This is a genomic window from Pseudomonas sp. FSL R10-2189 (assembly GCF_009600325.1).
Lineage (GTDB): Bacteria > Pseudomonadota > Gammaproteobacteria > Pseudomonadales > Pseudomonadaceae > Aquipseudomonas > Aquipseudomonas helleri.
The window spans coordinates 12,309-36,690 of record NZ_WIVZ01000038.1 but is presented as its reverse complement, the minus strand read 5'-3'; the positions used below and the strand labels follow the sequence as shown (position 1 = coordinate 36,690).

The 24,382-nt window shown below is 56.2% G+C and carries 24 protein-coding genes and 2 pseudogenes; 10 read left to right on the top strand and 16 right to left on the bottom strand.

Annotated features, from left to right (window positions below):
• Positions 1 to 126: 126 nt before the first annotated feature.
• Entirely contained in the window at positions 127 to 621 is a 495-nt protein-coding gene (locus tag GHO32_RS21845; protein WP_153335492.1) for an STY4534 family ICE replication protein, read from the bottom strand.
• Between the two features lie 99 nt (positions 622 to 720).
• The gene (locus GHO32_RS21840) at positions 721 to 984 is read right to left on the bottom strand and encodes a hypothetical protein (RefSeq protein ID WP_153335491.1); all 264 of its coding nucleotides are present in this window, start codon (positions 982 to 984) and stop codon (positions 721 to 723) included.
• 54 nt (positions 985 to 1,038) lie between these two features.
• On the opposite strand from GHO32_RS21840, the gene GHO32_RS21835 reads away from it, so the two are divergent.
• Positions 1,039 to 1,191 carry a hypothetical protein gene (locus GHO32_RS21835; RefSeq protein WP_153335490.1) on the top strand — a complete coding sequence of 51 codons (153 nt, stop codon included), beginning with the start codon at positions 1,039 to 1,041 and terminating at the stop codon, positions 1,189 to 1,191.
• An 86-nt stretch (positions 1,192 to 1,277) separates the two neighbouring features.
• On the opposite strand, the gene GHO32_RS21830 is transcribed toward GHO32_RS21835, so the two are convergent.
• Both GHO32_RS21830 and GHO32_RS21825 read right to left on the bottom strand, forming a co-directional pair.
• Positions 1,278 to 1,568 (bottom strand): type II toxin-antitoxin system RelE/ParE family toxin, encoded by a 291-nt coding sequence (locus GHO32_RS21830; protein ID WP_153335489.1) that lies wholly within the window; start codon positions 1,566 to 1,568, stop codon positions 1,278 to 1,280.
• Positions 1,561 to 1,806, bottom strand: a complete 246-nt coding sequence (locus GHO32_RS21825; RefSeq protein WP_153335488.1) for a type II toxin-antitoxin system ParD family antitoxin — start codon at positions 1,804 to 1,806, stop codon at positions 1,561 to 1,563. Before GHO32_RS21825 ends, GHO32_RS21830 begins: the two co-directional genes overlap by 8 nt.
• A gap of 186 nt (positions 1,807 to 1,992) precedes the next feature.
• On the opposite strand from GHO32_RS21825, the gene GHO32_RS21820 reads away from it, so the two are divergent.
• Positions 1,993 to 2,727, top strand: a complete 735-nt coding sequence (locus GHO32_RS21820) for a GIY-YIG nuclease family protein (RefSeq protein ID WP_178113922.1) — start codon at positions 1,993 to 1,995, stop codon at positions 2,725 to 2,727.
• A gap of 650 nt (positions 2,728 to 3,377) precedes the next feature.
• Here GHO32_RS21820 and pilM read toward each other — a convergent pair.
• The 10 genes and pseudogenes from pilM to GHO32_RS21770 all read right to left on the bottom strand — a co-directional run bounded on the left by pilM (position 3,378) and on the right by GHO32_RS21770 (position 14,075).
• On the bottom strand, positions 3,378 to 3,818 hold the full coding sequence (pilM, locus tag GHO32_RS21815) for a type IV pilus biogenesis protein PilM (RefSeq protein ID WP_153335486.1): 441 nt from the start codon (positions 3,816 to 3,818) through the stop codon (positions 3,378 to 3,380).
• A 43-nt stretch (positions 3,819 to 3,861) separates the two neighbouring features.
• A complete protein-coding gene (gene pilV / locus GHO32_RS21810; protein WP_153335485.1) occupies positions 3,862 to 5,169 on the bottom strand; it encodes a shufflon system plasmid conjugative transfer pilus tip adhesin PilV in 1,308 nt (435 codons plus the stop codon).
• On the bottom strand, positions 5,159 to 6,094 hold the full coding sequence (locus GHO32_RS21805) for an ATPase, T2SS/T4P/T4SS family (RefSeq protein ID WP_368668472.1): 936 nt from the start codon (positions 6,092 to 6,094) through the stop codon (positions 5,159 to 5,161). The genes pilV and GHO32_RS21805 overlap by 11 nt, the downstream gene beginning before the upstream one ends.
• 11 nt (positions 6,095 to 6,105) lie before the next feature.
• Positions 6,106 to 6,621: a type 4 pilus major pilin gene (locus GHO32_RS21800; RefSeq protein ID WP_178113921.1), complete on the bottom strand. Its 516-nt coding sequence runs from the start codon at positions 6,619 to 6,621 to the stop codon at positions 6,106 to 6,108.
• A 41-nt stretch (positions 6,622 to 6,662) separates the two neighbouring features.
• Positions 6,663 to 7,802, bottom strand: coding sequence for a type II secretion system F family protein (locus tag GHO32_RS21795; protein ID WP_153335484.1), 1,140 nt, complete (start codon positions 7,800 to 7,802; stop codon positions 6,663 to 6,665).
• Positions 7,792 to 9,282 (bottom strand): annotated as a pseudogene (locus GHO32_RS21790) (GspE/PulE family protein). The gene GHO32_RS21795 and the pseudogene GHO32_RS21790 overlap by 11 nt, the downstream one beginning before the upstream one ends.
• A gap of 71 nt (positions 9,283 to 9,353) precedes the next feature.
• Positions 9,354 to 9,857: a type IV pilus biogenesis protein PilP gene (gene pilP / locus GHO32_RS21785; RefSeq protein ID WP_256665561.1), complete on the bottom strand. Its 504-nt coding sequence runs from the start codon at positions 9,855 to 9,857 to the stop codon at positions 9,354 to 9,356.
• A 31-nt stretch (positions 9,858 to 9,888) separates the two neighbouring features.
• On the bottom strand, positions 9,889 to 11,220 hold the full coding sequence (gene pilO2, locus GHO32_RS21780; protein ID WP_153335482.1) for a type 4b pilus protein PilO2: 1,332 nt from the start codon (positions 11,218 to 11,220) through the stop codon (positions 9,889 to 9,891).
• A 3-nt stretch (positions 11,221 to 11,223) separates the two neighbouring features.
• Complete coding sequence (locus tag GHO32_RS21775) at positions 11,224 to 13,011, bottom strand: PilN family type IVB pilus formation outer membrane protein (protein ID WP_153335481.1); 1,788 nt, start codon at positions 13,009 to 13,011, stop codon at positions 11,224 to 11,226.
• Positions 13,011 to 14,075 carry a TcpQ domain-containing protein gene (locus GHO32_RS21770; protein ID WP_153335480.1) on the bottom strand — a complete coding sequence of 355 codons (1,065 nt, stop codon included), beginning with the start codon at positions 14,073 to 14,075 and terminating at the stop codon, positions 13,011 to 13,013. The genes GHO32_RS21775 and GHO32_RS21770 overlap by 1 nt, the downstream gene beginning before the upstream one ends.
• A 375-nt stretch (positions 14,076 to 14,450) precedes the next feature.
• On the opposite strand from GHO32_RS21770, the gene GHO32_RS21765 reads away from it, so the two are divergent.
• From GHO32_RS21765 to rarD, 3 genes are read left to right on the top strand one after another with little or no spacing between them, the layout of a single operon-like run.
• Positions 14,451 to 15,425, top strand: a complete 975-nt coding sequence (locus GHO32_RS21765) for a quinone oxidoreductase (RefSeq protein WP_153335479.1) — start codon at positions 14,451 to 14,453, stop codon at positions 15,423 to 15,425.
• Positions 15,422 to 16,348 carry a LysR family transcriptional regulator gene (locus GHO32_RS21760; RefSeq protein ID WP_153335478.1) on the top strand — a complete coding sequence of 309 codons (927 nt, stop codon included), beginning with the start codon at positions 15,422 to 15,424 and terminating at the stop codon, positions 16,346 to 16,348. Before GHO32_RS21765 ends, GHO32_RS21760 begins: the two co-directional genes overlap by 4 nt.
• Before the next feature lie 40 nt (positions 16,349 to 16,388).
• A complete protein-coding gene (gene rarD, locus GHO32_RS21755) occupies positions 16,389 to 17,276 on the top strand; it encodes an EamA family transporter RarD (RefSeq protein ID WP_153335477.1) in 888 nt (295 codons plus the stop codon).
• A 156-nt stretch (positions 17,277 to 17,432) separates the two neighbouring features.
• On the opposite strand, the pseudogene GHO32_RS21750 reads toward rarD, so the two are convergent.
• Positions 17,433 to 18,692: pseudogene (locus GHO32_RS21750) on the bottom strand (DEAD/DEAH box helicase); the annotation flags it as partial.
• A gap of 41 nt (positions 18,693 to 18,733) precedes the next feature.
• Between GHO32_RS21750 and GHO32_RS21745 the strand changes: the two are divergent.
• The 3 genes from GHO32_RS21745 to GHO32_RS21735 all read left to right on the top strand — a co-directional run bounded on the left by GHO32_RS21745 (position 18,734) and on the right by GHO32_RS21735 (position 21,796).
• The gene (locus tag GHO32_RS21745; protein WP_153335476.1) at positions 18,734 to 19,684 is read left to right on the top strand and encodes a D-2-hydroxyacid dehydrogenase; all 951 of its coding nucleotides are present in this window, start codon (positions 18,734 to 18,736) and stop codon (positions 19,682 to 19,684) included.
• Positions 19,685 to 19,772: 88 nt separating this feature from the next.
• Positions 19,773 to 20,165 (top strand): VOC family protein, encoded by a 393-nt coding sequence (locus tag GHO32_RS21740; protein WP_153335475.1) that lies wholly within the window; start codon positions 19,773 to 19,775, stop codon positions 20,163 to 20,165.
• Between the two features lie 287 nt (positions 20,166 to 20,452).
• On the top strand, positions 20,453 to 21,796 hold the full coding sequence (locus GHO32_RS21735; RefSeq protein ID WP_218576986.1) for an MFS transporter: 1,344 nt from the start codon (positions 20,453 to 20,455) through the stop codon (positions 21,794 to 21,796).
• A gap of 69 nt (positions 21,797 to 21,865) precedes the next feature.
• Here the strand turns inward: GHO32_RS21735 and GHO32_RS21730 are convergent, their stop codons facing one another.
• On the bottom strand, positions 21,866 to 22,765 hold the full coding sequence (locus tag GHO32_RS21730) for a LysR family transcriptional regulator (RefSeq protein WP_153332582.1): 900 nt from the start codon (positions 22,763 to 22,765) through the stop codon (positions 21,866 to 21,868).
• Between the two features lie 99 nt (positions 22,766 to 22,864).
• Here GHO32_RS21730 and GHO32_RS21725 point away from each other — a divergent pair, with 99 nt between their 5' ends.
• Both GHO32_RS21725 and GHO32_RS21720 read left to right on the top strand, forming a co-directional pair.
• The gene (locus GHO32_RS21725) at positions 22,865 to 23,491 is read left to right on the top strand and encodes an RraA family protein (protein ID WP_153335473.1); all 627 of its coding nucleotides are present in this window, start codon (positions 22,865 to 22,867) and stop codon (positions 23,489 to 23,491) included.
• A 15-nt stretch (positions 23,492 to 23,506) separates the two neighbouring features.
• Positions 23,507 to 24,376, top strand: coding sequence for an NAD(P)-dependent oxidoreductase (locus GHO32_RS21720; RefSeq protein ID WP_153335472.1), 870 nt, complete (start codon positions 23,507 to 23,509; stop codon positions 24,374 to 24,376).
• Positions 24,377 to 24,382 lie beyond the last annotated feature (6 nt).

Below are 24,382 nucleotides of genomic sequence, written 5' to 3'. Positions count from 1 at the left end.
GAGGTGAAAGCGGTGGGGTGGTCCATGGCATTTCTCCGGGTACGAGAAAGCACCAGGCCCGGCCGGGAGGTGATTTCCCGGTGGCGAATGTTGGAAAAGGCACCCGTAAGGGCGCCTTGATTTCAATCAAGCAGACTGACGTTGTTCTTCATCAGTCGGTTGTGGTGCACTCCCCGAATCGGACTCAGCATTGTCCTCAAGAGGTTCAACCGAGTCTTTCGGTTTGGCTTCGTAGACGGTATCGCCATCCACTTTGATCCAGCCTATAAACAACAGGCGCCCTTTGAGACTGGCTCCCGGTTGGCCTTGTTTATTGCCTTTCTCGTAGGTAAATGCATCAGTCCAGATGTCACCGATACGAAAGCTCGCAATCACTTTCTTACCGGCTTCAACGGCTTCTTGGCAGCGACGAATCAGCATTTCAGCTTCGGTGCCAACGACGTTGCAGTCGATATAGGAATACTCGACTTCATCGGATGAACCGCGCAATGCAGCAATGGTGACTGCCATAAAAGGCTTGCCTTTGCCACGAGGTTTGACTTCACGGATACGGTTCAGATAACCAATACCAGTGGTGTGCAGGTCGAAGAATTTGCTTACGTTGGTGCGAGAGGTGCTCATGGTGATTCTCCAGTTTCAAAGATGCAGAAAGCGGAGAAACACTTCGCCCTTGGGGGAAAGTATTCCCCGCGAAGGTGGGTAGAGCTGGTGAAGCGGTGTTTAGAGCATCAGTTTTATTGCAGCAAGCATGACTCCAGCGGTTGCTGACAGCATCAGGCCCATGCGGATGGTGAGTTTGAGCTCTAACTGAGAGATATCAGTTTTCAACTCAGCGAGAAGATCGGTGCGCAGAACAGCGATATCTGCTTTGGTGGCCAAGCGTGAAAACATGTCGGACTCCAAAGCTTCAATGACTGCATTAGCTTTCTGCTCGGGAACGTTAATCGAGATCAACGCTTGATAGAGAGCCAGCTCGGTTTTCATCAGACCTCCAAAAATAATCGAGAGGCCTGCCCTGACGGGGGAGGCCCGTCATGGGTGAGTAATCAAGGTGCTTCCATCGACTTGCGTCGATTGATCGCGCTACCGGAAGCTGTGGCGATCTTGGGCGTGGATCAATGCGGTAACCGCATCGTAGTCTTGAAGATCCTGACTACTGGGCATGTTGCTGACGACGTCAGCGGTACATGAGCACAGATTGGAAATGACGCAGGATTTTGTCAATGATCGTTGCGTTTAAAGTTTGAGTGGATGTTTCTATTGTTGCGCCTCACAAACTACAAGTGCCGTTGGCCATCCATTCGATCATGCAAGATTCTAATAACGGCAATACCGTAAGCCGTCACGCGAAAGTAAATCATGTGCCGTTCAACGTTACGGCGACGATAACCTGGGCGGATGTCATCGCAGGCGATGGCAGCTTTAGGTTGCTCTGACAGTTCTGCAAAGGTCCTTGTCATGAGGTCGATATATCGATTGGCTTGTTCCACACTCCATCGCAAGGCAGTGTAGCGCCAGATATTTTCCAGATCGGACTCTGCTGCAGGGCTAAGACGAAATTCAGCCATGCGCAGCCAACATTCTTTGCTTGAAAGACTCTGCGTCGAAAACGCGAGGTTTTCCGCTATTTTCGCCTTCATACAGGGCGGCACGGATTGCCTCGAGCTCAATGCTGCGCTCTTGTTCACGGCGTATCAGGTCGCGAATGTATTCGCTGTCATTGGTGTAATGACCAGCTTCGATTTGAGCTTTGATCCAGCTGTCTTGCTGGTCAGTCACGGTGATAGTTTTACGTACGGTTGCCATGAGTCAAGGTCCGGTATGGTCAGCAGTTGAGCGGAATTTATCATACTATTGATGCGTTTTTGTGTGGCTTGACGAGCAGGCGCCGAGCGGTATGTGTCAGGTTCCTAGGAGAGGAAGACAGAGTAGAAGTAGGTATTATTTCTAATTAAGTACTATGGTTTGGTTATGAAAAGTGGGGAGTCATGGATGTTTACTCCAGCAAAATATTGGCGCATTGCTTGCGATCTAGACGTCGTCTCGGCAAAGCCTTCTTCGACATTTTTACTGCCTGACTCCTTAGCAAATCAATCAGCTTCTCCTTCGGTTGGGCACGGTCTTGCAATTGCGGCTTACGATCCTTTAGAAAATATTGGGATCTTCAAATGGGTGGGCATCATCACCGAGCGTGCCGGAAAAATGCGCAACGTGGATTGGAGATCAACATCTGCACAAATATGGGTAGACACCCCTAAGGGACGAAGCTATTGGGAGGGTGGAGCATTCGGCTTTGCACATAAAAAGAATGTTGATTATGGGTTACACCAGCTATGGCAAGAGCATTTTGCGGAGCTGACAATCCGTGAGGCAGTTGCCGCTAGACCCAAGTCTTCCAGGCAGCGCTCATTCACGAAAGTCTCTCCCGAACGCTTGAACCCGATCGAAGTAATTGGTGAGCCCTTATTAGGTGACAAGGCTGGTGTCGTCTACCTATTGAAGTCGGCCTACGGCTATAAGATTGGGAGGACCCGCAATGTACCTGCACGTATGAGAGCGTTCGGGGTGCATCTCCCGTTTGTTTACACCATCCCATTGTGTTCGTGGTTTTCGGATTGCCACGCTGCAGAGCGGCGCTACCATGAAATGTTCGCCGGGCAACGTATTAATGGTGAGTGGTTTAATTTGGATGAAGAGGACATACAGCAAATAAGGCTGAGAGCATAGGCGCGACAAAGTGCCTGAAGTCGGTAGATCCCGGAAGATGATAGAAAATCCACCGAGAGCAACTGACCAACACTGCTCTCGGCTACGGTCCACGCAATTTCTGAAAAGCATGCCACCTGCAAGTCTTGAGCGTCTTTAATCTCTGGGCGGTGATCGTGACGGTTCAATTTCGCCTGGCCGATTATCGTGGCTGGGGCCAGCAAACATAAGGCACGCATCCGCGCACAAAGGGAGCCCTGCGTTTCGCCGGCGGGCCACCGGCAAGGACAAGCCGCTACCAAAGGGTAGCCTGATGATCTTTCACAAGATGATCAGGCTACCCTTCGGGTGAGCTTTAAAAAGAGTGAGCCGCAACACCAGTGCGGCTCTTGGATGACAGTGCTTCGAACCTCAAGAAAACCCTATGTGCCTTTGGACTCGCTATTCACGAGTTGACGGCTGCGTGTCTGGCTTGGAACAGGGAGACACAGGGAGAGTTTTCGACCAGATCCGCACGCGCTTCCCGGAGCTCAGCGTGCTTTGGGGAGGTGATGGGTAAACCGCATCACCGGGCGCTACTGATGACCGCCAGTAGCCAGCGAGGTGAAAACATTGACGCGTCCATTATGTGAGGGCTCCCATGTATGTGCAACCCGGCGGACTGTAACGAATTAATTGACTGCGACGACGGCACCTTCGGGTATGGCTGCAGGAACGCTGATGCCTGTAGACCCCATTGAAGGCGAGATGAGAACACCTGTTCTATTTACCCCGATAGCGATGGATTGAGTGAGATCAACCAGTGCCGACGGCAGGCCTGGCGGGTTAGCGCCATGAACGTAGGTGTATGCCGTCCCTGCTTCAAGGTAAGACGCAACACCGTCAGGTTTAATAAACCATGGCGGAAGTCTAAAAGACGCGTCGTCAGGGACACCGTTGAAACCCGGATTCGATTTGGCAAACTCAGCGACTGCCGCTCGATAGACCAGCATGTTGCGGCTTAGTGAATCCAGTGCTGCCCGTTCAGATGTTCGCTGCGCTTGCTGTTGAGCGTCAATAAACAGCCCGGTGGCCATGAGCAGTATCGTGATAACGACCCAGTGCATCGTCATCGTCAAGGCTCCTTGTATAAGGGGAGGAGCAGGTCTCTAGCGTTCAGTTGCATGCGATAACGTAGCTACAGACGCCCCCGGCAATGAAGGTTCCATAGTCGTAGAAGCCACACGTCACCACGCGATTTGAGTCTGCATAGGCATAATTGCCCCCTGCATAGTCCGGCCGGGGAGCGGGATGCGGGTTGGCAGCGTCAGAGGCTGACCAGGTGCACTGTCCGGCGGTGCTGCCGCTGGGAAGGGGTATTTGTTGGTTGTGTGAGATGAAGCCAGTGAGCACTTTTGAGCCGCCGCCTGAACGCCAAACGCCGGACTGGCAAGAGAGCGCGACACCTATCGCGTTTTTTGCCATCAGTGTGTGATCGCCACACGCAGTGCCTTCAACCGCTAAACCACCAATGGAGACATACTCACCGGTCGAGAGTCTGCCAGTGGCTGTGATCGTAGCAAGAGACGTGATTTGCCCACCCACCAGTGGGCCATTGGTTGACAGACCTTTGTCGTTATAAATCCGCACCCAGTCAGGATCCGTCTGATAGATCCCGCCGCCCCATTTTTCGCTGTACCAGCCTGTGTCGCCTCGTGTTCTGAACCAGCCGCCGGTATAAGTCTCACCGGAGATAGTGGCGGTGGCACCACTCAATTCGGCAGCGGAGGACACATTGCCCGCTGCGGTGATTGTTCCAGCGTCGTTGATGTTGTTGCCGCTCATCCCAAGGTCAGTATTCATCGTGTTGAGCTCGGGGCGACCGGGCACGGCATTGCGATACAAGTAGTCGTTGGCCAAGGTCCCATCCATCAGAAACAGCGCGCTTGCGGTATGACCGGGGCCCGGAGCAATTGCGTAGTTACTCAGTGCAACCTGCCAGCCACCTCGGACACCCTGGACAACACTAGGATCGGTTTTAGAGATGAACCCACCTGGGCCGCCCAGGTGTTCAGCTATGGCGCGAATACCCATTTCCGGAATAGGTTGCCCGCCTGTGGTGATCACAATCACTTCCAGTTGGTTGGGATTTGGTTTGCGGGCAAGGCCAACGATGGTCTGCCCAAAGACATTGGTGGCGCTGAAACCTGCAGGTAGATAGTGGGTGTTGATCAGCATCGGTACCGTGATCTGTACCGGTACGGTTGGCGTAGCGTTGGCCAGTACGGTCGCGAAGTTGTCCTTCAAATAGTTGACCTGGGCCTGCGCGATGGTTTTTTGTTGATCGGCCGCTATCCGGTAGTCCTGGGCGTCCATTTGTTTGAACTGCCACAACGTAGCCAGGGTGATGACGATGGTAAGCACCATCAGCCCTATGGCCATGTCCAGACTCAAAAAGCCGCGCTGATTATCGTTATTGATCATTCCAAAGGCTCCTCGATGACTGATTGACGATGTCCTGATCGAGCAACGAGACCTTACCTGCGCGGACTTTTTCCCGGATGCCTGGCCCGTCTGCTCCGGTGAAAAGCAGGGTTTGCAGTGTCAGGCGGCGACTGGCGTCATTGTTTTTCGACAGGGACTGTTGAATAACCGCCACCAGCCCTTCGGAGAGCAATTCCCGGGCATTACTCAGTAAGGGGTGAGCCAGCGCGCATATGCGCTCAATGCCTTGAATGACGCTGCCAGCGTGACCCGTGCTGATAATCAGATGGCCATTGATCGAGGCCTTGATCACTTGCGCGGCGGTGGCGCTGTCGCGTATTTCGCCGACAAACAACAAGTCGGCTCGGGTGCGCAGCGCCAGAATCAGGGCCTCTTCGTAACCGCCCAAGCGTCGGCACACGGGCACCTGAATGCAGCGGCCCTGACCATGCAGACCATGTAAAAACGGCTCCGGTGGATCCTCTACCGCCAGGCACAAGCCACCCCACGTTTCCAGGCGGGCTTTAACCAGCGAGGCCGCGCTCGACGTCTTGCCCGTACCCATTTCTCCGCAGATAAAAATCAGGCCGCGCACGGTGTCGGTCATCAGCGCATTTTGCAGGGTGTCCGGTAAGCCGAGCATGTCCAATGGACGAATCTGAACCGACGATTTGCTCAGGACAAACACGGGTTTTCCGTTCAAATCCAGCAGCTGCGTGACCCTTAGCACCACACCATCTTCGATTAAGGCGAACTCCGGGTCGGCAGCGTGTTTGTCGATGCACTGCATCCGCAAGCGTTCAAGGTCTGCCCGCCAATCGCAGGGAGCTTCAACGCGGCGCGCAGACCCCGGCAGGCCTTTGACGTCTGCGAATCCGTCACCCAAGTACAGGTCAACGAATTCTGCTTCGGAGATGACGCTCACAGACGACTCCTTCAATAAGAGGTCCAGGCGATCGTGTTGGCATCCGATGAACAACTGGTCGAAGCAGCCACGGCAGTGATTTCACCTGCTACAGCGGTACCGCCGTTAATGGCCGTGGTGGTCTGCTTGTCTTTGGCCATATTGGAGGCGAGGGTGATACAGGCATTTTTAGGCAGCTTGGTTTCAGTCACTGTGAAGGTCATGCCATTACTGACAACAGTGACGGCTCCGTTCCAGCGATTGGTGAGCGTCGTGCCACTGATGCCCATGCCGCCTGTGCCTTCGAGGTTTATCAGCGGCGGTACGAGGTTGGTCCCGGACGTGGCGTATCCCGTCGTACTTTTCAGGCGTTTGGTATTGGTCATCAGCGTGCCGAGGTTGCTCTGCTCAATGGTGACCTCTGAGTTGCCGAATGTTCGGTAGCCCATGTACACAATGAATCCGAGCGCCACAGCTATCAGCATCAGCCAGAACATGCCATCCAGTGACAGAAATCCCCGTTGAGAATTGCGAGTGTGTGCGGGCATCTTTCGTACCTCATATCAGGTTGGGTTGTGTGGGTGAGTCCTTAAAGTGATTCCGTCACGGTACTGGCCAACTGGAAAATCCCGACCACGACCAACATCATCATGATGCCCATGGCCATGGAGGACACGCCGATAAGGGACTTGGCAATGGCCTCAACCTTCTGCAGCGTTTGCTCCAGCCAGCGGTTGGAAAAGCGCTCCATCGACTCGGCAAAACCCTTGCGTGTCGCGAGCACTTCCAGAAAGTGCATGGCCATTGCATCAGGGAATTCGTGGCCTGCGAGTTTGAGCGCGGTACCGAAATTTTTGCCGGCACTGACGCCGTAATGGATGGCGCTGAGCCGTTCTTTCAACCACGGCGAAGCGTTACGTTGCAGAGTGTTGAGCGCATCGAGCTGGTTGATGCCGGAGCGCAACATCACGGCCATATTCAGCAGAAAGATTGAGCCGTGAAGGGCTTTGTATACCGACCAGGGCGGGAGCTTTTCAGCTCGCACACGCATTGTCTGAAAGAGTCGGGTCAGCTGCAGCTTCCACGCAGGGCTGCTGGCTGTGACCGGCAGCCCGCAAAACACGGGCAGGGTGGCAACCGAGACCAGGATAAAAGTCACCACGCCGATCAGTGTTACCAGCCCGTAATGGCTCACGAAGTTCGACACGGCGTAGAGCAGGGCCGGGATCCCCGTCCAGGCCTCGGGATTGGAGCGTTGCGCCATTGAGGGCACCATCCACATGGCGATGACGTACAGCAACGCGGCCATCACGCTCCAGACCACCGAAGGAAACACCGTGGCCGAGGCGATGAGGCGGCCTATGCGTTGGCGTATTTCAATGATGCGCACGCAATCCTTGAAGGCCTGAACCAGATTTCCGGTTTCTTCCCCAGACGCGATCAGAGAGTTTTCGTCATAGGGCACCCAGCGATCACAGGAAATGGTTAACGACTTTCCTCCCTTCACTTTTTGGGCGATATCGCGGCAGGCGAGGGACACCGGGTGCAACTTCAGACCGTTATCGCTGAAGGCTTTGGCCACGGTCAGCAAGGCCTCCTCAAGCGGCACGCCGTCTTCGAGAATGCCCATCAGGCTTTCATAGAACTGGATGCGTTCGTTCTTGCCAAATTGTTTGGCGTAGAACGCTTCAGCCCACCGATTAAGCATCTCCCTGAATTCAGTCAGCATGATCGACCTCCAGGATCTGCCGGTCGAAGTCGAGCGGGCCAATCATCATTTCCGCTTGCCGTGGATCTACCACGCCCTCTTTCAGTTTGATGATCGTGTGCGCAGTCTTGGTAATACCGCCCATTTCCTTGACCCAATGCCGCCGCGCGGCACTGGCGCCCTGAGCGTTAAAGACGTGCATAAACTTGAGGTCTGGCAGCAGGGTTTCGGCCACCACTGTCCGGCCGGTGATGCCCAGACCTTTGCAATTCGGGCATCCGGGGCCTTTGAGGTAGGCCAGGGCGAGCGCGTCCAGATCGTTAAGGCGTTGCAAAAGGGCCGGGTTGAGTTGATCAAGATGCAGCGAAGCCGGGATGCGGCACTGAGAGCACAGCACGGGCAGCAGGGATTGATTGATCACACCGGTCATCAGTGCCGGATCCGTGACCAAATGCCGGTCGACACCCATGTCGATCAATCGCTGTAACCCGGCGACCGCATTGTTAGTGTGCAGCGTGGACAGCACCAGGTGACCGGTCATCCCACCCCGGAACGCTGCTTGGGCTGAAGCAAGATCGCGGATTTCGCCGTACATGAGAATGTCCGGATCCAGGCGCATGGTGTTGGTAATCCCGTCATTCCAGGTTTCGCCTGCGCCCAGCGGTGACTGATTGGCGAGCAGCGGATACTCGGGAGGATCTTCCATCGTCAGAATGTGTTTGGTGCCACCACACTCTTCATACAGGCAATTGAGGTTCACTTGCAGAGACTTGGACTTGCCAGAGCCAGTAGGGCCGGTGATCAAATTGACGCCATAGGGCAAGCTGCGGATGCGATTGAATGCCTCAATTTGTTGAGGCAGAAAGCCAAGGTCCTCAAGTGACATTTTGGTTTTGTCGTCATACAGAAGGCGCAACACCATGAGCGGGCCATCCACCAGTGGTCGACTGGCCACGCGAGCCCCGAACAAACCGAGCTGCTCGACGTATTTGCGTTTGATCCGGGCGTCTTGACTGATCTGCGGTAGGAAATGCTCTTTGGCAACGTCGCACATGCTGTTATAGAGCGATGAACACAGCTCCATGCCGACCTGGCTTTGATGCTGTTCGGCTTCCCACAAAAGCCCGTGGATACGAAAAAACACCCGGGTAATGTCGTGGCCTACGACAAAGTGCACGTCGCTCGCATTGCGCCGATGTGCCTCACCCAACAGGTGAACCACTTGCGCCTGGCGTTCGGTCTCAGTCGCTGAAAGGGCTGTGCCTTTCACCTCTTCGTCGGACTGGTACAGGGCCTTGATATCGCTCATCGAGCAGACCTTGACCTCGTAGGGATGGTTTTCGTGTTAGAGCTGGTCCTCAAACGCCATCACATACGCATCGGTCTGGTGTTGCGCCGACACATACAAAATGCCGTCGCGGGTCAGTGCGCACAGTTGGCGCAACTCAGGTTTTAACTCCAAGGGGCCGCCACTACCCGTTAGCAGGGTTTGATGCGGCATCGCGACCGCTACAGAAAATGGTTCTGAGCAAAGCTCGATGGCGTCTTCGGGACCAGCAGTCATCTGCGTCATCAGCGTTGACCCGGGATCAAGCCAGGCAGGATGGGCAACGCCTGAGTGCTTCCAGAGGTTGGCCTGTTCACATCGCTTGAGTGCGTTGGGGATTGATGTGAAAAGCCCAAGGGGAAACGTTTACCGTCACGCTCAACGACCACGTTGTCGACAGTCAGGGTGACTACGCGGTAGCCCCCAGGCAGTTCTTGTGAAGTCGAGCCCGCATCGATTTCAAAGCCGCTGCTGTAGAGCAAGGTGGCGCGCAGGCGCTTGCCGGATCCGAATACAGCTTTAACAACGGGTAAGTCCGACTGGCTGTTAGTGCCGCGAAGGGTGGCTGACAACGGTTGGAAAGGATTCGCAGTGGACGGCAGGGTGACTTCGCCCAGGATGGATTGCTCCGCCTTGGCGCGCTCAGCCTGAGCTTTGAAGAGAATCGTCTGGCTCTGCACAATGGCCAATTCGCCAACGTTCAGTCCGGCCAGGTTGCCCTCTGCAGCCCAGCTAAGGGAGGGAAGCAAAGTGATTGCTGAGCACAAAACCCACAGCGCTTTATTTCGCATAGAGATCACCTGTCACTGACCACAAGAGATGGCCCGCCTGATATTCGGTACTGATTTCGCGCAGCCGAAGGCCTTGGGCTGGCACCCCTGTCAGTGAGTCCAGCGGCGTAATGCCTGTAGCGAATCGCAACTCAAATTGTTTCCACTTAGGGGGCGGGGGAGGCGGTGGTGCAGGTTGACCCGGTATCGCCGGTTCAATCGGCACCACGACCGGTACTTCTTTGAGGGTTGGTGCTTGCGAGAAGCTGTGCAGCCAGGAAGACAGGTTTGCCAGGATGTCGATTGCGTCCATCAGCGGTTCGTCCCCGGCTGCGGGGATCGAAATATCGAACTTCAACGTGGCTGAATTACCTTCGTCAAAAAAGGCTGGGTGATCCGAGAAGTAGCCCTTGGTCGCGGCAATTAGATCATCGGCCGTGCTGTTACCCGTGCGTTTGTATGAGGAGAGCACGTTCACGCCATCGCACTGGGCATTCGAAAACTGCCAGCCCTGAATGGAAAGGGGCAGTTGGTAAAAGACCTTGCTGCAATGCGCAACGAAGTCAGCCACCGATGGGCGCTTGGCCCAAGGATGTTCCAGGGCTTCAGGCGACTGCTCTTTGCCCGAGTCTTTTTGAAGCCGGGCCAGCTCGTCTAAACGTTTTTTTTCAGCCTGAAAAGCCGCTTCCTTGGCAATCTGGTCCTGATGACTCTGCCATTGCGCCCAGCCTATAGCGCCCGCTGTGATCAAGAGCCCGAGCATCACACACTGCAGCAGCTCGGCTTTGGATAGCCCAAACACCAGAGGGCGCAGTCGATACTCACGTTTTAACCGTGAAGGTTGAAGCAGGTCTTCAATGTCGATGGCTTGCCCGCCCATTTCAAACTCTACGGGCAGGTATTCATGGGTGAAGTGGATACCGCGGCTGCGCTGCTGTGCCACCCGGCGACGCACCTCAGCGCCGGTGCCGATCATGTCGCAACCGGAAATCACCCCGCCTTGATACACCGCTACCAGGGCATATTGATCGAGGTCTGGGGCCGTTTTCCAAGCCGCAATCCACGAGTCGCCGAGTTGTCCGGCCAAGGTGGCGGCTAACGAATACATGCCCTTGATAACGCCATCACTGCGCGCCACAAATCCTGCCTGAATGATGGCAGGTGTTCTTCGAATGGCGACTATGTCCAACTGGTGCTCGCGCCCGTATTGCCGCGCTTCTTTCATGTGTCCGGTGACACTGCCCAGCGGATGCCAGCGCAGACCCGTGACGAATGATTTGCCACGATGCTGCAGTATCTGCACCCGGGGAGCGCGCGGGATTTTGGCGGTTTCATCGGCCATGGCTTACCCCTTTAGTCCGGCGCAAAGCGTGACGGGGCTGGGGCAAGTGCGAGGGCTATGCAGTGCGCTGGGACTGTCTATTTCGCTATCGACCACTGGCGTGATCAGCACCACCAAAATGTTGTGGCCAGTGCTACGGATCTGGCTTCCGCCCAATCCGAAGAAGCCAGGATCCCCCACGCCTGATTTGGTTGCGTTCTCGCTGTTCTCCTCGAAACCAGTCAGTACCAGTGTCTGGCCGCTGCGCAATTTGACCTTGGGTGACAGGTTCTTGGTGTCGTAGTCGGCTGTCTGCACGCTGGCGCCATTGCTTTCAAAGGTTTGAAAGGTGGGCTTGCTGCTCATGCTCAGGGAAATCATCAGCAACAGGTTGTCCTGGTCGATGATGCGCGGCAGCAACATCATGTTGAAGCCGCTGGTGATGGTGGCCGGGGAGAGCGAAGTGGATGAGCCTACCGACGGTGTGGTGGTGGTTGTGCTTGAGGCCACATAGCTTTTAACGTTGCCGATCTGGATGGGGGCTGGCTGCAAATTCAGGGTGGTGACAGAGGGCGAGCGGACATTGGAAATTCGCCCCTGCTCTGACAACGCTTGCATGATGATGTTAGAGCCTGCCCAGGGCGACCCGGAGGTGTCCAAAATACTGATGGAGCCTGAAACCGCGTCGCCGCTAATTCCGGTCGCGGTGTTCTTCAGGGAAAAGCCCCATTTGTTGGAGAGCGAGGTGTAGACCGCTGTCCAGTTCAGGGCGGTTTGGTCTTTGTCGTTGAGGCTCACCTCGAAAATCTTGACGTTGAACAGCACTTGGCGGGTGATGCTGCGGTTAATCGAGTTCAAGTACTTGGCGATAGTCGACAGCACTTCCGGTCGGTCGCTGACCGTCAGCGTGCCGGTGGAGCGGGACAGAAACATGCGGCCGGCGGGTTGTTGGCTCAGCATGGTCTTGATGTTTTTTTCAATGTCGTCAACCAGCGACGTCTTGATCGTAACGGCCGTGCTCTGGTTGCTTCCGGATTCACCCGAAGCCCCCGTTGTCGATGAACCACCGCCCGAGCCGCTTCCACCTCCGGTCGACGTGACCAGCCCGGACTTCACCGTGCTTTCAATCACCTGGTCATCACCAAAGGCCCAGACATCGAAGGTTTTAGTGTCGAAATAAGTGATTCGGACACTGCGATCGTCCGAGGAATAATTCCAGGCCAGGCCCAGCCGTGCAGTGACTTGGTTCAACAAGCCCGAGAGCTTTCCGCTGAACTTGATCGGCAAGGTGCTGTGCGCGGACAAGCCCGTCGCATTCAGGGATTTGGCATTGCCGGGCAAACTGCCAATAACCCCAGCCGGCATGAAGCTGGAAAGATTGTCGGCCGAATTCAAGGCCGGTGGCGCCATGGGTCCTGAGCTGCCTTGAGTCGCGCTGGATAACACGTTCGGGTCAAGGGCGTCAGGCGCCACTATCACGGCAACCCCGCATTCACGGGTGATGGCATGCGCAACCTCTGCAATCCCAACGTTATAGGACGGGCTGTAAGTGATGTCGCAATCCATACTCAGCGGCAAGCCACGCTTGGCGAGCATTGGCTGTTTAGAAACCCACGGCTTATCGCTGAACACCACCGTGTCACGGGCTGGTTCCTGCTGTTGATTACGCAAGAAGCGGCTGTACTGCGAGGCCGTGGCCGCCTCTTGCTCGGCACGCTTGACGGATTCATTGACCCGCTGCACGGAGCAAGAGCTGACCAAAGCGACCATGGCTGAAAGGGCAACGCCCTGAGCCCAGAAATGCATAGCCATCAGGGTTTCCTCTCAGCGATGTAAATCAGCCGCTGTGACGAACTGCCATCGACGACAAAAGACCGGGGAGCGGCGTCATACAGCGGGAAAATCTGCTTGATCGCCTCTTGAAAACTGCCTTCGAATCGCAGCGGCGCATCAATGGGGTAATCCAGATCATCGACCTTCCAGATCAACCGCCAGTTGGCTGTAGCCGCCCAGCCTTCGACGGTTTGACGAAGGGTTGAGCCAGTTGAAGCCGCCCATGTCTGGGCCAGCGGCTTAGGGATGGCCACCACTGTGGCGGCGGGTTTGGGTGGCGTAGTCACGGCGGATGGCGCGGTGACGGGCTTTGTTGTGCTCGCAGCGCTTGTGGGAGGCGGCGAGTTGAGAAGGGGAACTGACTTCGGCTGATCAAGAGCTGGCAAAGAAACAGTACCCGTCACGGGGACAGACGGCGGGGCAGTTGTCACCAGCACTTTAGAGGCCGCACTGCTGCTTGCAGCGCTTGCCGGAACAGACTGCACTGAAGTCGGAGGATTAGCCTGCGCAACTTGCGTCAACGCAGACCGTGTTGAATCCGGAAGCTGATAACCAGGGCGCAGGACATAACAGACCTGGCGGTTCACCTCATCGACCTTCACCTGCCATGCGGGCCCGGCCAGTACTTGAAGGGTGTTGCGCAACGTCATCGGCCCCAACTTGTACTGCGCTGCAGGCAGTTGCCGCGTGTAGAGAATATTCACATGGCCAGAGTCAGCCGAGCACAGCGAATAACCTGAGCGATCCATGACGTATTGCATGGCGTCACGCAGATTCGGCTTCATATGGGCCGGGATAGAGACGTCGATAATCTGCGCCATCAGATCCCGCTGCCCTGACTCGGGCAGCGTGCTGACCAGGGTGTACCGCCCATAGCGAACGACCGGCTCTTTAGAAGCAACGGCCCCGCCTGGGTACAAATCCGGGGCGAGCAGATCGGGATTGCGACTGCTGTCGTATGCAGGCTTGGGAGCCGGTGTAGTTTGGCTCGTGCAACTGGCGACAAGCGCGAGCAGGGATAAAGTGGTGAAGTGCCTGATCATATGCCGAAAGGCCCCCTGTGAGGATGGGGGCACGTTGGCAGGTCAGTGGGGGTGGGGGCATTAGGAAATAGGTTATTGGGTGTGCTGGATTTTTGTGTGGGTGAGTTTTGGTGGCTTAATCGGAATTCCAATAGTGTGTGCAACTCTAAGCGGCAGACAGCAGTCGGCCCATCGATGACTCTCGGCATCACTTTTTTGCTTCTCTCAAGCCGTTACAACCCGCATCGCTCTTTGGGAAAAAGTGCGATGTTATCGACCATTGCTGCACTATGTGCATGAATGATCTGCAACAAGACAGTCTTGTTCATTGCACGGTCAGTTCTCACACTAAAGGCATCAATGTGAAGGAAGCTTCTGGCTGAAGGGGAAATAACCATGGCATCCGTGATCCGAGTTAATCAGTTCGGCAATCCTGAAGTAATGAACCTGGAGATACTGAGCGAGCAATCACCACGGCAAGGTGAGGTCTGGCTTGAGCAAGAGGCTATTGGAGTCAACTTTCTCGACGTCACTCAACGCAAGGGAGTGGTTCCCATCGCGTTGCCATCTGGACTTGGGTTGGAAGGCGCCGGGCGTGTTGCCGTAGTGGGTACCGGTGTCAGCAATGTGCAAGTTGGGGATCGCGTCGCTTATGCTACCGGCCCTATTGGCTCGTATGCTTCAGCTCGGCTTTACCCGGCGGAGCGGCTGGTTAAAATTCCGGATGCACTGTCGTTCGACGATGCCGCCGCCGTCATGTTCAAGGGCATCACGGCACAGTACCTTTTGAAAGCCACCTATCCCGTCGGACAGGGCACAATCATCCTCCTCTACGGTGTGGCCGGAGGTCTGGGGGAGATCATGGTGCCTTGGGCAAAGCATTTGGGTGCAACCGTGATCGGTGTGGTTTCGAAACCGGCCAGTGTCAAAAAGGCTCGAGCGTTGGGTTGCGACGAAGTACTGGTGTTTGATGCCGACAGCCTGGCGTCGGACGTTGCTCGTATCACTGGCGGGAAAAAGGTAGACGTCGTCTATGATCCAATCGGGCGCGTTTCTTTCCAGGCATCCCTGGATAGCTTGCGTCCCCGTGGTCTGATGGTCTCATTCGGCGCTTCATCGGGCGCACCGTCAGCCGTGGAGCTGTCGACACTCAATTCCAAAGGGTCGTTGTTCCTGACACGTCCTTCGTTGGCAGCCTACACGACCAGTGTCACTGAGTATCAGGAACGTGCTCAGGATGTTTTGGCAGCACTGGCTGCGGGTATTATCAAACCCCGGATCTGGGCAAGCTACCCACTGGCTGACGCAGCAACGGCGCATGCCGATCTGGAATTCGGGCGTTCATCGGGGGCGATAATTCTAAAACCATGAATCTTGATGTTTTGAATAATCATCACAGTGACGAAATCGCTGCGTTTCTGGCAGTCGCTTCGCAAGGATCTTTTGTCGGGGCTGGCCGGCTATTGCAGCGACACCCTACGATCGTCTCGAAACGACTTGCGTCGATGGAAAAGCGCCTCGGTGTGCGGCTCGTGGAGCGTTCAACCCGACAGGTTCGAATTACTGAAGTAGGTGCCAAGTTGGAGCAGCGTCTGCGCTCAGCCATCGAATTGATGAATGAAGCGCAGCAGCAAGCAACCCAGGGTGCGAGCCAAATTCGAGGTACTTTGCGACTCGCACTGCCCGCAGCCATGGGGCGACGTTGGCTTGCCCCGCTACTGCCGGAATTTCTAAAGGCTTATCCTCATGTCTCAATCTTTGCAGACTATAGCGAGCGACTTGTCGATTTCATTGATGAAGGCTTTGACGCTGCAATTCGAATTGGAGAGCTGGAGGACAACAGATTGATCGCCAGTAAACTGAGTGACCATCGCCGAATATTGTCCGCCTCACCTGCCTACATCAGCGAGCACGGCATGCCTGAAACTCCTCAGGATCTGATCAAACACAACTGCCTTCGCTTCAGCGGTCTTGCAACTTTTCCTCAGTGGAAACTTCATCGCGGTAACGAAATACAGACGGTCTTACCAAAAGGAAACCTGACGGCCAACGATAGCGAGTCGTTACTTTCGGCGGCCTGCGCTGCTACGGGAATACTGGGCGCAGGTGAGTGGTTGATGAGTAGCGACATTGCAACCGGTAACCTGGTGCATGTCCTGCCTGACTGGCAATTGGACACTGCTGGCGGAGTCTATTTGGTCAGGCCCTCGGCTAAATTTCCTAGTGCCGTGGTCGTCGCCTTCAAACAATGGATCGAGTCCAAGTTCAGCCCTACACCTCCATGGACCATTTGACCGGCTGATCCTCAATTCTCCCCAAATTAGTGGAGGCCCCTTGTTCACAGGTGTTGCTCTTTCTATTGTTTCATCCTGCCTTTTTGCCATCCTGTACTACTACGCGACCTTGCTTGCCCCCCTGAGCGGAAAGGAAATTTTCGGGTGGCGCATGCTGCTGATGTTACCTTGCATCACTGCTTTTCTAGTGCTCAGCGGCGAATGGCGGCATGTAAATGCAGTCTGGCAATGCCTCAGGCGAAAACCACAAATGCTCGTATCGCTATTTCTGAGCAGTTTTTTGCTAGGCATGCAGCAGTGGCTGTTCATGTGGGCACCACTAAACGGTCATGGGCTCGATGTTTCTCTAGGCTATTTCCTTCTACCGCTTGTGATGCTCCTCGTCGGCAGGATTCTGTATGGCGACCGCCTGACATCCACACAAAAAATTGCAGCCCTTTGCGCTGCAATAGGGGCGGTTAACGAGCTGTACCAAGTCGGGCATCTATCATGGTCGACGCTCTTGGTAGCTTTCGGTTTCCCCTTGTATTTCGTGTTGCGACGTAAACTCGCCACGGCACATCTCGGCGGCCTTTGGTTTGACATACTGCTTACGTTTCCGGTTGCTGCCTATTTTGTTATGGGGCAGCAACCAGTGGCGGATGCCTTCGCCCGGACGCCGAGTTTGTATTTTCTGCTTGTTCTGTTAGCGGTTATCAGTTCGGCCGCGTTTATGGCCTACACCGTTGCTAGCAAGATTCTTCCGTTCAGCCTGTTTGGTCTACTAGGTTATGTTGAACCGATATTGATGGTCGCTGTGGCCCTAGCCTTGGGTGAGCAGATTAGAGCTGAGCAGTGGATGACGTACCTCCCAATCTGGATGGCAGTGGGCTTGCTTATTTTCGATGGTGGTCGTTATTTGTGGCGTTCGGGGGAGGGTAGACGGTAGAAAAATGCGGCGAGGACTAAGGCTAATCTGAGGGTATCCGCTTGATAGTGACGAACGTCGGTTTCTGGCCGATTGCTGTCTAACATGATGGGCACTCCGTTTCGATAACAGCCCTTCGTGGTAGATGGCCCATTAACCTTTCTAAGTTCTGACCGGTCACAGCGAACCTGCCAACTCCGCCCGATTGTTCACCGCTACATCCCGCTCAATCAAATCCTGAGTAATCTGCCGCTTATCAAGCAACATCTGCCACAGCATTTGGTCGATGGTGTTCTCCACCAGCGGGATTTTCACCACGACCATGCGCATCTGTCCGTTGCGATAAGCTCTGTCCTCAGCCTGTTCTTGCATACCTGGTGTCCAGGGCAAACCAAGAAACATGACGTAGTTCGCGGCGGTCAGATTGTTGCCTGTACCCGCCGCTGAAGTCGTGCCAATAAATATCCGGCTATCGGGATCGCTCTGGAATGCATCGATCGCTTTTTGTCGTTTGCCAATCGAGTCGCTGCCTACCAAGGAGACGCACCCATAACCAGTGACTACACACAGTGATCGCAGTTTGCTGACAGTGTCTTTGAATTCGCAAAACAAAATTACCTTGTCCTCGACGTCCAGCTCTGCGAGCAGTTCCATCACGACTCGAATTTTCACCTGCTCCAACAGTTGGCGAAGTGAGCCGAGTCTGGCAAGGCAGGGCCTGTCTTCAAGACGAGTGCGATCGTACTCACTACGTTCTTCCATAGAGAGTTCGACCGGTAATGTTTGTCGCTGCTTGCCCTTGAGTCCGGGCAAGACGTCTTTGCGCCGACGTAGCATCCAGTCGCCAATGGCATCGCGCAGGTTTTTGCGAAAATCCTGACTGCCAGCGAACTGTTCGCAGAAGTCTTTGAGGGGTAGCTGTCCCACCGGGTGTCCGGACAGGCGCAACAACGTGTGCAGTTCTGATTCGCGATTCAGAACGGGTGTACCGGTCAAGAGGTAGCGATTAGGCACTTTTGCTGCAATGTCGAAGCCGTGGCGGGTCCAAGCCGCAGTGGGCTCTTTCAGACGGTGGGCCTCGTCAATGATCATCACTTCGAAGTGAGCCGCCTGCAGGACGTAGTCCCCCAAGCGCTCATAGTTGGTGATGATCCACTGGGAAGATGTGTCAAAAACCTGCAGCCCGATTCTGGCCTCTGGGTACACCATCTGAATTTCACGCTGCCAGTTGATGATCAGCGTTGATAGGGTGATGACCAATATAGGCCGGCTTGCCGCCCTTACAGCAGCCGCAATGATGGCCTGACGTGTTTTGCCAAGGCCCATATCATCTGCCAGTAACGCACTGGTGCGTTGAAGCAGGTGCTGGATGCCTGCCGGTTGATGGGCCAGTAACGAATGACCGTTAAAGAAATCGAAGAAGACCGCCTGGATATCACCTGGATTGATGCCCAGTTGGCACGCCTGGGTTACACCGCATGAAGATCGTCATTCTTGACCGGGACACGCTGTCGCCACAGACCGTGCTGCGGGCGCCGTCCTTTGCGCATGAGATCCAGTCCTGGGGGCGCACTGCTCCCGAGCAAGTGGCTGAGCGGATCGCCGATGCCGACATCGTTGTGCTCAACAAGGTAAAGCTCAGCGGTGAAGTCATCGCTGCGGCGAAAAACCTTCGCCTGGTGGCCATTGCCGCAACGGGCACCGATAACGTCGACATTGCGGCGTGCAAGGCGCGCGGCATCGTGGTCAGCAATATCCGCAACTACGCCGTCAACACGGTGCCAGAGCATACCTTTGCCCTGATCTTTGCCCTGCGCCGGAGCATTTGTGCGTACCGTGACGCGGTGAGGGCAGGGCGCTGGCAAGAGGCGCAACAGTTCTGCTTCTTCGATTACCCGATCAAGGACCTGGCCGGCTCCACCCTTGGCATCATCGGTGATGGAGTACTGGGGCAGGCGGTCGCCAACATGGCGCGCGGGCTCGGCATGCGGGTGATTTTCGCCGGGTACAAAGGCCACTCCGGGCTTGGCTCGTTGTATGTGCCGTTTGAGCAGACGTTGGCTGAAGCCGACATCCTGACCCTGCACTGCCCGCTGCTACCCGAAACCCGCAACATGATTGGCGCCGCAGAGTTTGCGCTGATGCGCCGCAAGCCTTTACTGATCAATACCGCACGCGGTGGGTTGGTGGACGAAAGCGCTGTCGGCCCGGCCCTGGAAGCGGGGCAGATCTCTGGCGCGGGTTTTGATGTGGTGATGGCCGAGCCGCCAGCGCCGGATCATCCGTTCATGACGCTGGTGGATCGGCCCAACTTTATTCTCACCCCCCATGTTGCGTGGGCGAGTGATGAGGCCGTACAAGGTTTGGCCGATCAATTGGTCGACAACATTGAAGCCTTTGTCCGTGGCGAGCCAAGAAACGTCGTTTAACCCACACGCGTTAAATGCCCACATTTAATGTTAGAACCGCTACAACCTCGAACAAGCAGGTTGTGTTTGAAACGCTGGAGGGCGCCCCATGATTAAACACCTTGATCACTTAGTGTTGACCACCGTTGATGTTGAAGCCTGCAAAGACTTCTACCTGCGTGTGCTCGGCATGCAATTTGTGCCTTCGCCGGGCGGGCGGATGGCGTTCCATTTTGGCCAGCAGAAGATCAACGTTCACGTGCGCGGGTTTGAGTTCGAACCCAAAGCTCATTTGCCGGTCTCGGGGGCGCTCGACCTTTGCTTTATCGCCACCGTCACCCTGGATGAGGTCATCGCCCACCTGGAAGCCGAGAACTGGCCGATTCTGCTCGGTCCCGTGCAGCGTACGGGAGCTACCGGCCCCATTCGCTCTGTTTATCTTCGCGACCCTGACCTCAACCTGATCGAGATTTCCGAACTGCTGCCCACTGAGCAGGCGTAAACACGTCACGATTATTTGATTCGCTCCGCTGAGCGTTCGGCACGCGCTTGACCCAAGGTGTTGAAGTCTCCTGTTTCCCTTTGCACCGCACGTGGCGAGGGGGAGTTAAGAGAACACCCGGTCAAGTGTCGTGCCTTTTTTTGCGCTCACACCTGCCGTGATACCCCTGAAGACCAACACTTAATGATGCGAAAAAGGAATGAATAAGGTTTCTTATTTATCGCTTTTATCGACATCGCCGAATGCAGAACATGGCGGCTCCAATAAGCATAAAAAAAGGAATGTTCATGACCGCAATCGCCGCCACCGACGTTGCCGCTCAGGCGAGGTCAAAGTATCGCTGGGTTGTTCTGTCCGTCATCGTCGTTGTTTACATGCTGGCCGCCGCCGATCGGGCCAACATTGGTATCGCCTTGCCCTACATCCAGAAAGAGTTCGGGGCGACCAATGCCCAGGCGGGATTGCTGGTCAGCGCGTTCTTTCTGTTTTATTCCCTGGGGCAAATTCCTGCAGGCTTTTTGCTCAGCAAAGTGGGCGTGCGTGTTGTTGCGCCGGTCTCCATTGGCTTGACCTCAATCGTCACCCTGCTGATTGGCACCGCGCATAATTTTGGGCTGCTGAAAATCTATCGCTCAGCCCTGGGCATTGCCGAAGCGGCCCTGCCGTTGTCGATGCTGAGTACGATCAATCGCTGGTTCCCGGCACGTGAAAAAGGTCTCGCCACAGGGGCTTTTCTGTCGGCGGCGAAGATGGGCGCAGTGATCGCTCCGCCCATTGGCGCAGCGCTGATCATGCTCGATGGCTGGCGGACGATGTTCTTTGCTTTCGCCATCCCCGGCGTCGTGCTGGCGCTGATCTGGTGGTGGCTGGTGCCCAACGATCCACGCGCGGGTCGCCGGGTCAACGACGCAGAAGCCACCTATATCGAAGACCAGCAGACCAGCAAAACCGACAGTGTGCGCACTCACAAAAGCTTCGGTGCGCTGGACACTTTGCTGCGTTACAAGCAAACCCCGCGATTGGCCAGCTCCCGCTCTGTGTTTGCGTCCTGGAACATATGGGGCTGCGGCCTCGGCTATTTGTTGATGACCGGCGTGGTCAACGTGCTGCTCGCCTGGCTGCCCAAGTACCTGGGGGAAGTGAAGCATTTTGAACTGATGCAGATCGGTTTCGTGGCGGCCTTGCCTTTTGCTGGCGGCGTGCTGGGCAATATCGTCGGGGGCTGGTTGTCCGACACCGTGCTGGACCGTCGCAGAAAGCCGACGATGATGATCAGCGCTGTGGCCACGTGCCTGATGATGGTTGCCTTGGTGTATGCACCCAATGACCTGCTCTCGGTCAGCCTGCTGCTGTTTGGCACGGGCTTTCTGTTGAACATCGGTTATTCGTCATTTTCGGTGTACTCCATGGGCCTGACCACGCGCACCACTTACCCGGTGGCGGCCTCTGTGGTCAACAGCGCCGGCCAGGCCGGCGGGGCGATGGCGCCGCTGATCACCGGCTTGCTCCTGGATAGCTACAGCTGGACGGCGGTGTTCATCTTCCTGGGCGTGTGCTCACTGGCGGCGCTGGTCTTTGTGCTTTCGATTAACGAGCCGGCCAACCATGACGAGTCGCTGGCGAGTGCGTAACCGGGCTGCCCATTAACGGGCTTCGGCCCACGCCGGGAAGGTGTGTTGACGACCGTCATCTGCACCTTCTCAGCTTTGCAGTTGCCGCGAAAAATCACACTGCTCGACGGCCCGAATCGCCACTTCGCTCACGAACGCCGAGGGCCGATCATTTCGGTACATCGCCATGTAGGGCACGGGCGGCAAGGGCGGGTCGGTGTGTATGATCGTCAATTTGCCCTCATCCACCAGCGGACGAAAGCACTCCAGCGGCAGGTATGTGACACCCAGCCCGGCGGCGGTCAGCCCGAGCATGGCCGTCAGGCTGTCCGAGGACAGCATCTTGGGCAGCTCGATGCCCATGGTCCCCAGCCACTTGTTGACAAACAAACCCGACCCCGACTTTTTGCCTTGTACCAGCAGCGGGTACTTGGCCAGTTCGGCCAGCCCGACCACCCCCGAATGCTCGACGACGCCGGGCGCTGCCATCCAGGCGTTTTCAACGATGCCCAGCGGCACCGCAGTGATCTCGGGTGCTGTGAAGGTGTCAGGGATGATAATCATGTCCACCAGGTCGTCCACGAGCTTTTCATGGAGGTTGCGGCTCATGTCGACTTCAGCCTCAACCGTTAGCCCCGGAAAATCCTCCACCAGTTTGGCAATCAGCCGGGGCAGCCATGTCAGCGCCGTCAGCTCGGTCACGCCCAGCCTGAGCCGTCGAGTCACCACGTGGGTGCCGTCCTTGAGTGAGGTGATGCGTTCTGCAAGGGTGAGCATTTCCCGGGCGATCACCAGCATTTCTTCGCCGATGGCCGTGAGCCGTGCGCCGCGTTGCGAACGGTCGAACAGTTGCAGCCCCGTGGAGGCCTCCAGTTCCTGTATGCGCTTGGAGATGGCTGACTGCGTGGTATTGAGGTGCTCGGCCGCACGCTCGAAAGTGCCGAGGCGTTCGATCCAGTGCAGCGCAAGGAGTTGCCGGAGGTTGATCATTAACATTCCTGTTGGGCATGTTTGGGCATACGATAATATCGCTTTTTCTATTTTTCAGGGTCTTTATCCTCAAAGCCATACGCCACCTGAGGAACACCCATGAACGCTATCGCCTCAACGCCAGACTTGCATGTGCTGCTGGCCGCTTATGCCCGCACCTCGACGTCCATTATCAGTGATTGCCTGGATCGTCTGCCTGGTGCGCCACTTACGCCATTCCATCGCATTGAAGGGACCATGGTCGGCACCGCCCTGACCGTGAAAGTCCCGTGCGGTGACAATCGCGCGATCCATCAGGCGCTGGAAATCCTGAGCCCCGGGCAGGTGCTGGTGGTGGATGGCGGGGGTGATATCAGCCGGGCCTTGATGGGCGACATCATGACCGCCATCGCGCAAAAGCGTGGCGCGGCAGGCATTGTGGTAGACGGCGCCATTCGTGATCTGGCGACGATTGGCAAGGGCAGCTTCCCGGTGTTTGCCCGGGCCGCCTACCATCGCGGCCCGTATAAAAACGGGCCGGGGGACATTAACGTACCGGTCAGCATTGGCGGCATGATCATCTCGCCGGGCGACATCGTTGTCGGCGATCACGATGGCATCGTGGCGTTCCCGGCCGAGCAGGCAGAAGCACTGTTGCAACGGTGCCTTGGGACCGAACAAAAAGAAGCAGAGATGATGGCGCAAATCGCGTCCGGAACTTACAAGGGCGCCTACGCGGCCAAATAATCGGAAACCCTAACAATGAAAATCGCAATTGTCGGAGCGGGCGAAGTCGGCCTCACTTATGCGCGGCCATGGGCAGCGGCAGGGCATGACATCATCTTGTGCGACCTGAAACCCTCAGCCACCGCCCAGGCGTTTGCCGCCGAGCGGGGCCTGGATATCGCCACCTCAGTCGGTGCTATCGCTGCAGACTGCGACGTTGTCGTGTCGTGCGTATTCGGCACAGTGTCGCTGGTGGTGGCCGAGCAGGCGCTGGCCCACATGCGCAAGGGCGCGCTGTACATCGACATGACGACCGCAGACCCGGCGCAGATCAGAATCGCTGCCGAGCAGGCGACGCAATCGGGCATCGTGTACGTCGACGTGGCAATCCTCGGCGCCATCGCGCTGACCCATGAGAAAACCAACTTGCTGGGCGCAGGTCCCGGCATTGAACCTGCGCAGCGCCTGTACACGGCCATCGGCGCACCGCTCAAGGCGGTTGAAGGGGGGGCGGCGGGCGATGCGGCTGCGCTTAAAATTTTGCGCAGCGTGTTTACCAAAGGGCTGGAGGCGCTGACCATCGAGTGCTTTATGGCCGCAGAAAAACAGGGCGTGACCGACAAGCTGCACGACGCCTTGAGCGACATTGATCAAGCCAGCCTGCGCGACTTTCTCGGTGCTTTGATCCGTACGCACGTGTTGCATGCGCCGCGCCGCCTCAAAGAGGTGGAAGAGGCTGAGCGCCAGTTGCGCGCCGCCGATATGCCGGTGGCTGTGTTGCCGGGGGTAAAAGACCTGTTTCAGCGCACCGCCGAACAGATCAGCGCGAATCCGTTGGAAACGCCCGCACCGACCTTGGAGCAGGCGTTTGAATGGCTCTTTAAGGCCAATGGGGTCAAGCGTTAAATGAAG